Source organism: Actinomycetes bacterium (assembly GCA_036000965.1).
Lineage (GTDB): Bacteria > Actinomycetota > CALGFH01 > CALGFH01 > CALGFH01 > DASYUT01.
Window position 1 is genome coordinate 1 of record DASYUT010000003.1, and the last position, 2,013, is coordinate 2,013.

General features: G+C 72.9%; 3 protein-coding genes. 1 reads left to right on the forward strand and 2 read right to left on the reverse strand.

The genetic code is table 11. From position 1 onward, the window contains the following. Positions 1–398 precede the first annotated feature (398 nt). Entirely contained in the window at positions 399–605 is a 207-nt protein-coding gene (locus tag VG276_00065) for a hypothetical protein (GenBank protein ID HEV8647822.1), read from the forward strand. Positions 606–645: 40 nt separating this feature from the next. Here VG276_00065 and VG276_00070 read toward each other — a convergent pair whose 3' ends face one another. Continuing rightward, a complete protein-coding gene (locus VG276_00070; protein HEV8647823.1) occupies positions 646–858 on the reverse strand; it encodes a hypothetical protein in 213 nt (70 codons plus the stop codon). A gap of 673 nt (positions 859–1,531) precedes the next feature. Beyond that, a partial coding sequence (locus VG276_00075) for a CBS domain-containing protein (GenBank protein ID HEV8647824.1) occupies positions 1,532–2,013 on the reverse strand: 482 nt, incomplete at its 5' end.

Sequence of the window (2,013 nt, forward strand, 5' to 3'; positions counted from 1 at the left end):
CACACCAACGGCGACTTCGACACCTACTGGCGCTTCCACCTCGCCCAGGAACACCGGCGCGTCCACCAGGCCCGCTACAAGGCCCCACCCGCCCTTGCAGCCTGATCAGCAGGTCCCTGAGACAGAGCTGCACCCAACCGCCCTCGGTCCCGGGCGGCCCGGCGGGCGCGCGCGCCCGCCTCGGCGTCCGGCTCAGGCCCGCCGGTCCCGACGGTCGCGCGCAGCCAGCCGGCCGTCGCCGGCGGGCAGGTCCGGCCCAGCCGCGACCGCACCAGCCGGCCCTCCTCGCCGGCCCGGGCGGCCGCGGTGCGGTTGGCCCACCGGGCCGCCGACCTGGTGCAGCTCACCCGGGAGGCGTTGTCTACGTCAGCAGCCACGCGGACGCGCCGACCTGCCGGGTGTCGCTGTACGCCGACGGTGGCGGCGACCGCGTGCTGGAGATCGAGGACGACGGCCACGGGTTCGATCCGATCCCGACCACCCCGCGCACGTCGGCCACGGCATGCGGAACCTCCGCGACCGGGCGGGGGGCCCTCGGCGGCCACGCCGAGATCTCGAGCGTCATCTCCGAGGGCACCCTCATCCGTGTCGTGGTGCCGCGCTGACCTGCGGACGAGCGGCCCTCCCCATCCAGGACCTTCGGCCCTACGGCGTCACCGCGGCCGGGTGCACCCTGGCCTCATGTTCATCCGTTACTTCGTGAGCTGGCGCTCCCACCGCTCGCACGAGGCCGACAGCCTGCATGAGGTCGCTGCGCCGCTCGACGCTGCCGTCCAGGCGCACGACACCGCCGGCCACTGCCACGACCTTCGCGACGTGCCCGGAGGGGGCGCGGTACAGCTCGACCCGGGTCTTCACCCCTGCCGCCTCCAGTTCCTGCGCGTGCTGCTTGGTGTGGGTGATCGCCTCCTGGTCCTCGTCCAGTTCCGCTGCCCGGCGGCGCGGCCCACGATGACCTCGGTGACATGGACGACCACGACCTCGTCACCGCCGGCGGTGGCAACTTGCGGGCCAGGTCGGCGGCCTTGTCGGCGTGGGCTGAGTCGTCCACGGCGAGGAGGATCGTTCCAAACATGGCTTCCTCCCTTGCTGCGTCCCTGTCGCGAGTATCCGAGTATGTACTTGAACGGGAGGGTAGTACCAATGCAGGCATGTGCCCACCATTGCCCAGGCGATCCCCACTCTGGCCAGCCTGTGCGGTGACCTGGCGGGTCGGCCGCAGGTCTTGCATGTGGGGACCCTAAGCACGAGCTGGGGCTTACCGGCAGGTTGGACGACCGCCCGGACGGCGGGCAGGGTGTTCGCTGCTGCGCCTTCGCCTGGCCGGCTCCCCCGCCGCAGCAGCGCGTTGCCGCCCAAAGGCCACCACGACCCGCACGTGCCCACCTCCTCGCCGGCCACACCCCCCACCGTGCGACCGGTCAGGTCGTCCCGCCGGGATCGGCCCAGCGCACCTCGACCACGCCGGGAACCGCGCGGGCCAGGGCTCCCAGGAAGCCACGGGCCGGTCCGTCGGGCACGCCGGTGAAGGTCACCACCCGTCGCGCACCTCGACGCCGAGGCGCCGCAGGACCTCGGCCTCTTCCTCCAGCCGGTGGGTGATCTCGGCATGGATCCCGTCGTCGCTTCGCGCGATCACCCGCAGCAGGTCCCGCCGGCTGATCATGCCGACCACCCGGTCGCCGACGACCACCGGGACCGACTTGAGGTTGTGCCGCAGCAGCAGCCGGGCCGCCTGCGACGCGTCGGCGTCCCGCGACACCGTGAACACGCTGCGCGTCATCACCTCGCGGACCGTCCGCGGCAGCGGGCGCTGCTCCGCCTGCCGGCCGGCGAACCGCTGGTCGGAGCCGGCCTCCAGGGCGATGAGATCGGCCTCGGACACAATGCCGACCAGGCGGCCGTTCTCCACCACGGGGGCGGCGTTGGTCCCCCGCCGCACCAAGATCCCGGCGACGTCCTTGAGGTGGGCGTCCGGCTTCAAGGTGACCACGGGCGTCGTCATCAGGTCCT